Origin of the sequence: Janthinobacterium sp. AD80, from assembly GCF_002878455.1 — a bacterium.
Classification (GTDB): domain Bacteria; phylum Pseudomonadota; class Gammaproteobacteria; order Burkholderiales; family Burkholderiaceae_D; genus Janthinobacterium.
This window is the reverse complement of the sequence record NZ_NRDQ01000022.1, coordinates 73,725-80,299: the sequence shown is the minus strand read 5'-3', so window position 1 is coordinate 80,299 and position 6,575 is coordinate 73,725. Positions and strand designations below refer to the sequence as shown.

Sequence of the window (6,575 nt, the reverse complement as noted above, 5' to 3'; positions counted from 1 at the left end):
GTTGGCGTCGGCGTTGGTGTCGGGGTTGGCGTGTCGACTACGGCCCATGGTCCCCACTGGTCGGCGGCGCTGGGGACATTGCCCTGCGTCCACCACTTGGCCTTGTAATTGACGCCCTGGTACACCACGCACTGGCCGCCCGTGTAGACGGTGGCGGCGTCCCAGACGGCGCACGCTTCCACGGCGGCCAGCAGGGTGTTCGGGGTGGCGGTCGTGCCTTCCTGGCCGCCGCCGCAAGCGACGAGTACGCCGCTGAGCAGGGCCATCAATAATGCATTCGATTTCATGTGGTGGTGTCTCCGTTATGGTTGTATGTCGAGAGCTGTTGCAGGCCCCTCAAGGGGCTCTTGTCAACTGTTATCCCTGGCTGGCTAGTACTGCTTTTGCTGCTACTGCAACTTCACATTCCAGTTGGCTTCCACGCATTTCACGTAGTTCCCGGCCAGCAAGGCGCTGTACGGGGTTTGATAGCTGACCAGCTGGCATTGGTTTTCGCCACCCGCGCTCCAGTTCTTTTCCCAGTAAATGTTGTAGGAAGCGGAACTGGCCGGGGTAAAGCGCTGCATGTTGGCGCAGGACAGTTGTTCGCCGGAATAATCCCAGCCCATGTCGGCGGCAAACTGCTTGTAGTAATCGATGCGGTTTTGCGCGGCCTGCTTTTCCGTGCCCTGCCCGCATTCGGCATTGATGATCATGATGGTGGTGGCAAAGTTGTTGCCCGCACCAGCCGTCGTATCGGCCGCGTTCGGCACCCACGTGCCGTCGAGCACGTGCAGCATCGACGGTTTCGGCGGTTGCGGATAAACAAAGAAGAAGGTGGCGGAAGCCAGGTTCAGCCACGTCGAGGCCACCAGGTCCGGATTCTTCAGCAGCACGGACTGGTCGCCGTCATGCATGGCTTGCGAAAACGGCCCGTAGTTGTAGTTGTAGGACAGCTGCTTGGCGCCGCGCCCGAAATACTTCTTGAAGCTGCCGTCCGCATTCGTGCCGCAAGTCCACACCTTGTTGAAGACGGGGTCGGCGCACTCGACGTTGTAGCCGCAACCAGCCCCCGTCTCGTCGCAGCCCAGTTCGCGCAAATACTTCAAGCCCTGGCGCCATTGCGGCAGCGGGCTGCTGGCGTTATGGTCGCCCGTTTCCTGCACGAAATGGGCAAACATGGTGGAGAGGCTGTGGCGGCAAATGGCGTCCGCATTGCGCCCGTCGCTGTAGTCGTCGCACACGGCGGGGAACTTGGCCACCGCTTGCAGGAAGCGCCGATAGGTATAGCTGGCGTCGCGCGCGGCAAAATAGTGATCCCACTTGGCCGCTGGCAACAGGCGTTCGACCCGCTTGACGTTGAGCGGATTGCTGGCCAGGCCAGGTTGCACGGCCTCGACCGCCGTGTTGCCCAGGGTCCGGATGGACGCCTTGACCTTGCGGAAAAAATCATTGTTCGTCAGCGCCGCCTCGTTGGCTTCGGCCTGGGCCTTGGTGGGGATGCCCGGCGTTGGCGTTGGCGTTGGCGTTGGCGTTGGCGTCGGTGTTGGCGTCGGTGTTGGCGTTGGCGTCGGTGTTGGCGTCGGTGTTGGCGTCGGGGTTGGCGTAGTGGTATCGAGGCTCCACGGTCCCCACTGGTCGTTGTTCGGCGCCGTGCCCTGTACCCACCACTTGGCGCGGTAGACCTTGCCGTCGTAGACGGCGCACTGGCCCGCCGTATAGACGGCGGCGGCGCTCCAGGCAGCGCAACTGTCGCTGGCGGCCGTGGCGGCCAGCAGGGTTGATGGGGGTTCGGTGGTGGAATTGCCGCCGCAAGCGAGCAGCGCGCTGCCCAGCAGGCCAGCCATCAAAGGCGAGGCCAGCCGGCTAATTTGCCGTGTCTTCACAATGTCTCCTGAACGTTATACGAAAACTATCGAAGTAGCTTTTATGTTGTACGTAAAGAAAGCACAGCGAAGCATCGGCTTTCTGCCTAGAGAATGCGACGGCGAAAATTGGTAGTCAAGTGGTTTTGTATAACGGCGTTTTTTGTAGTACCAGTGATATCAATCACGGCACAGGCGCACGCGGCGGCGGCGAATGAGGCGATGCAGGAAACGGGTAATGCGGTACGCCGGACGGCAATACCGCGCGGCAGCCGTGGCCTGAAGTGGTATTAGGGGTGGCTGCGCGCCTTGCGCGATGCACGCAAGGCGCGCGGCAAGCGGGAGTGGAAAACGCGACTATCTGGACAGCACGTATCTGGCCAGGCTGGCCGCATCGGCTTCGCTGAGCTGGCTGAACGGCGGCATGGGCACGGGTCCCCATTTCCCGCTGCCGCCCTGGCGGATATGCGCCGCCACGGCCGCGACGCTCTCCTTGCCCTTGTACCTGGCCGCCACTTCCGCAAAGCCGGGGCCGACCACTTTCTGGTCGAGCGCGTGGCACGCCATGCAGCCGTTGGCCGCCAACAGGCTCTTCACATCCTTTCCGCTGGTAGCCGGTACGGCGGCGGCCGGCTTTGCGGCGGCCGCGACAGGCATGGCCGCGCTCCGCTCCGCGCCATAGGTTTTCACCAGGTAATCGACCATGGCAGGCAAGTCCTCATCGGCAAACTGCGCGCCGAACGGCTTCTTCATTTTCTTGACGGTCGCTTCCCAGTAGGCGCGCGGCGAGGTCGGCGGCTGGCTCGATGCATACTGTGCCGCGTGGCACGTCATGCAGTTGCGCTGCACCAGCTGGTAGCCGGGCAAGGCGCTGTCCTTGTAGGTCGCCGTTTCCGGCGGCAACCGGATGTCCAGCGCGCACGCGCCGCCCGCAGCCGCCGACAAGGCCAGCGCGGCAATCAAACTGTTCATTCGCATGTGAATCTCCTCAGACTGCCTGGATGCGCGTGGTTTCCACCACATTGCGCATGTAACCCATGGGATTCCACAGGGCTTTCATGGGCTGGCTCTGGCCGATGCGGTTGACGGCGCGCACCATCAGCACGTGCTTGCCCTTGCGCGGCGCCTTCATGAGCATTGTCCACTCGCGGAACGAAAAGCGCCCCAGGTCCTTGCCCAGAGTGGCTTCCTGCCATGTCTGCCCGCCGTCCACCGACACGGTCACTTCGCTGATGCCGTGGCCGCTATCGAAGGCGATGCCGCGCAAGGCCAGGTCGCGTCCCGCTTTCACCTGCGCGCCATCGTGCACGCTGGTAATGAAGGAGCGCACGTTCAGGCGGCTGATCGGCGTCGTCTTGCCCACCGCTGCACCGGGCTCGACAAAGCCGGAGCCATTGTCGGGAATACGGTAGCCCGTACTCATCCAGAAGCCGTCAAACGGCTTGTCCAGCACCGTGATGTCGCTCAGGTGCTTGACCCAGTAGGTGCCATAGAAGCCTGGCACGATCAGGCGCAGCGGATAGCCGTTGAGAAAAGGAATGTCCTCGCCATTCATGGCCCAGGCCAGCATCACGTCGCCCGCCATGATGTGCTCGACGGACAGCGCCTTCTGGAAATCGGGACCGTCGCCCACGGGCGGCGTTTCCAGGCCGTTGAAGGCCACTTGCACGGCACCAGGCTGTATCCCCGCCTTTTCCAGCACGGTTTTCAGGGCGATGCCGGTCCAGCGGGCATTGCCCATGGCGCCGTTGCCCAGCTGTCCGCCGTTGGCGCGCGGCGCGAAAAAGCCCCGGCTATTGCCCGAGCATTGCGTCACGGCCACCACATCGACGGGCTGGGCCAGCTGTTTCAGCTCGGCCAGCGACAGTTCCAACGGCGTCTTCACCAGGCCGGAAATACGCAGGCGGTAGCTGCCGCCGTCTATGCTGGTGGGCAAGCCGCTCCAGTGGTAGCGCACGAAAAACGCGTCATTGGGCGTGATGGCGCCTTCGCTGAAGATGCTGAACGGCGTTTCCAGCTGGGGCGGTCGGCTGGTCAGCAGGATCAGCGGGCGCTTTTGCGGAAACGCCACCAGTTCGCGCTCGCCGTTTTCAAACGGCAAAGTCACGGACTCTGCCAAGGTTGGCCCGGCCACGACGGCGGCGCCCAGGGCCGCCGTATTGCGCAGGAAACGGCGCCGGCTTGCAGGCAAGAAGGTCGTGTCAGACATGCTTGAGCTCCACCTTGGCTTCGTTGCCGCCGTTGCGGTCGTCATTGACGAGTTTCTTGATGTAGTACATGACACTCATGATGACCACGCTCAGCAGGCCGAACCAGAACGACACGCGCTGTTCCGTATCGGACGACACGCTCATGGCGCCGAGGATCACCAGCATGGCGAAGATGGTGAAATACGTCAGGTAAGGGAACAGCCACATGCGCACCTTGATACGCTCCGGGCATTCGCGTTCTAGGCGGCGGCGCAAACGCAATTGAGATATCGCAATGAGCAGGTACACAAACAGGATCAGGATGCCGTAGGAATTGACGATGAAGGGGAAGACCAGGTCGGCCGACACATACGACACGGCAATGGCAAAGTAGGCGAACAAGGTGCTGAACAGGATGGCGCGGATCGGCACGCCGTTCTTGCTCAATTTCACCAGGCCCGTCGGCGCATCGCCGCGGCGCGTCAGCGCAAAGATCATGCGCGACGAGGCGTACAGGCTGGAATTCAAGGCAGACAGCACGGCCGTCAAAATGATGGCGTTCATGATGTGCGCTGCGTACGGAATGTTCATGACTTTCAGGGCGCTGACGAATGGCGTGGCGATGGCCGGCGAATCCCAGGGCACGATGCAGACGACGACAAACATGGAACCGACATAGAACATCAGCACGCGCGTGATGACGGAATTGGTGGCGCGGGCAATGGCCTTGGCCGGGTCCGACGTTTCGGCGGCAGCGATGGTGACGATTTCGGCGCCCGAATAAAAGGCGGTGGCGGCGACGGCGCCGCTCAGCACCGGTCCCCAGCCGTGGGGCATGAAGCCGCCATTGCTGGTCAAAAAGCCCAGGGTCGGAATGCTGTTAGGCAAGCTGCCCGTGATGAACAGGGCGCCGACGAACAGGAAGACGATAATGGCGACGACCTTGATCGAGGCGAACCAGAATTCGAATTCGCCGAACGCCTTCACGGAAAACAGGTTGAGGATGGTCATCGACACCAGCAGCACCAGGCTGATCGACCACGACGGCACGTCGGGCAGCCAGAAGTTGACCAGTTTCGCGCCGGCAATCGCTTCCAGGGCGACGACGACGACCCAGAAATACCAGTACATCCAGCCGCTCATGAAGCCGAGGAATTTCGACACTTTCGGCTTGTCATCGAAGGCCAGGCGCGCATATTCGTAAAACGAGCCGACCACGGGCAGCGACGAGGCCAGTTCGCCCAGCATGCGCATGATCAGGACGACCAGGCCGCCCGTGAGCAAAAAGGAAAGGATGGCGGCCGGGCCGGCGGCCTTGGCGATCACGCCGCTGCCGACAAAGAGGCCGGCGCCGATCACGCCGCCGATGGCGATCATGCTCATGTGGCGTTGCTTGAGCGAGTGCTGCAAGCCGGTACTGTTATGCGATTCGCTAATCATGTTTTGTCTCCTGAAAATCTCTGAAGCCCGGTGCGCCCTCGCCTGCTGCGGCTTGCTGCTGCCGCGCGGCTTGTTTTATTTTAGGCAACGCCGTCAAGCAGCATCGATACATCGTGTGAATCAGTCTGGTTGGCCGCATTCCATAAGTCAATCTGGAAATGCAGCGGCCCGGCACGGCAGCCAGGGGCCGGACGCGCTGGAGGGTAAGTACGGGGTATTGCGGGTTATTGCTGAGTTATTGCTGCTTAAAAAAATGGGAGCGGCGGCAACACTTGTGGCGCCGGCGCCACTCCCGGGAACGTCTTACACCTTGCCCTTCCATGGCACGAGGGTACGTTCGAGGTAACGCATCATCAAATCAAACAGGAAAGCAAAGAAGCCGATCACGATAATGCCCATGATCACTACGTCGCTGGCCAGGAACTCGGACGCGCTGAGCACCATGTAGCCGAGGCCGCGCGTGGCCGCCACCATCTCGCCCGCCACCAGGGTGGTCCAGCCCACGCCGATGCCGATGCGCATGCCGGTGAGAATCTCCGGGATGGCCGCGCGCAGGATCACGTGCACGATCACCTGGAAACGCGTGGCGCCCATCGAATAGGCCGCGTGGATTTGCTCCAGCGACACGGAGCTGACACCGGCGCGTGCCGCGATGGCCATCGGCGCGAAGATGGCCAGGAAGATCAGGTAGACCTTCGAGAATTCGCCGATGCCGAACCAGATGATGACCAGTGGCAAGTAAGCGAGCGGCGGCAGCGGACGGTAGAACTCGATCAAGGGATCGAAAATGCCGCGCGCCACGCGGTTCACGCCCATCATCACGCCTATGGGAATGGCGAACAAACAAGCCAGGCCAAAGGCACCGAACACACGCACCAGACTGGCAACGGTGTGTTCCCACAGGGTGGCGCCACCGAAACCGGTGGTCGCCGCCATGATGAACTTTTCATACACGGCTTGCGGCGATGGCAAGAACAGCGGTTTCACCATGCCGCTGGCCGTCACGCCAAACCACAGCAACAGCACGGCGATGACGGTAACGGTGGCGATGCGGCTGGAATTGCCCTGCCCCGGCGCGCCGAACGCTTCGCCGGGCATGGCA

6 protein-coding genes are annotated in these 6,575 nt (G+C 62.1%); all 6 read right to left on the bottom strand.

Annotation, left to right across the window (positions count from 1 at the left end; translation table 11 throughout):
• Window positions 1-287 (bottom strand): carbohydrate-binding protein (locus JaAD80_RS31830; protein WP_308410563.1); only part of this gene is annotated, 287 nt, incomplete at its 3' end.
• A gap of 102 nt (window positions 288-389) precedes the next feature.
• Window positions 390-1,865, bottom strand: coding sequence for a glycoside hydrolase family 19 protein (locus JaAD80_RS06070; RefSeq protein WP_258002828.1), 1,476 nt, complete (start codon window positions 1,863-1,865; stop codon window positions 390-392).
• Window positions 1,866-2,201: 336 nt separating this feature from the next.
• The gene (locus JaAD80_RS06065; RefSeq protein WP_102293345.1) at window positions 2,202-2,822 is read right to left on the bottom strand and encodes a c-type cytochrome; all 621 of its coding nucleotides are present in this window, start codon (window positions 2,820-2,822) and stop codon (window positions 2,202-2,204) included.
• Window positions 2,823-2,832: 10 nt separating this feature from the next.
• Window positions 2,833-4,053, bottom strand: coding sequence for a molybdopterin-dependent oxidoreductase (locus JaAD80_RS06060; protein ID WP_102293344.1), 1,221 nt, complete (start codon window positions 4,051-4,053; stop codon window positions 2,833-2,835).
• Complete coding sequence (locus JaAD80_RS06055) at window positions 4,046-5,473, bottom strand: amino acid permease (RefSeq protein WP_102293343.1); 1,428 nt, start codon at window positions 5,471-5,473, stop codon at window positions 4,046-4,048. Before JaAD80_RS06055 ends, JaAD80_RS06060 begins: the two co-directional genes overlap by 8 nt.
• Before the next feature lie 303 nt (window positions 5,474-5,776).
• Window positions 5,777-6,571 carry an ABC transporter permease subunit gene (locus JaAD80_RS06050; RefSeq protein ID WP_051959683.1) on the bottom strand — a complete coding sequence of 265 codons (795 nt, stop codon included), beginning with the start codon at window positions 6,569-6,571 and terminating at the stop codon, window positions 5,777-5,779.
• Between the last annotated feature and the right edge of the window lie 4 nt (window positions 6,572-6,575).

Bases quoted from the DNA above. Each gene is read 5' to 3' on its own strand.
- JaAD80_RS06065 (WP_102293345.1), bottom strand. From the start codon at position 2,822: ATGCGAATGAACAGTTTGATTGCCGCGCTGGCCTTGTCGGCGGCTGCG.
- JaAD80_RS06060 (WP_102293344.1), bottom strand. From the start codon at position 4,053: ATGTCTGACACGACCTTCTTGCCTGCAAGCCGGCGCCGTTTCCTGCGC.
- JaAD80_RS06055 (WP_102293343.1), bottom strand. From the start codon at position 5,473: ATGATTAGCGAATCGCATAACAGTACCGGCTTGCAGCACTCGCTCAAG.
- JaAD80_RS06050 (WP_051959683.1), bottom strand. From the start codon at position 6,571: ATGCCCGGCGAAGCGTTCGGCGCGCCGGGGCAGGGCAATTCCAGCCGC.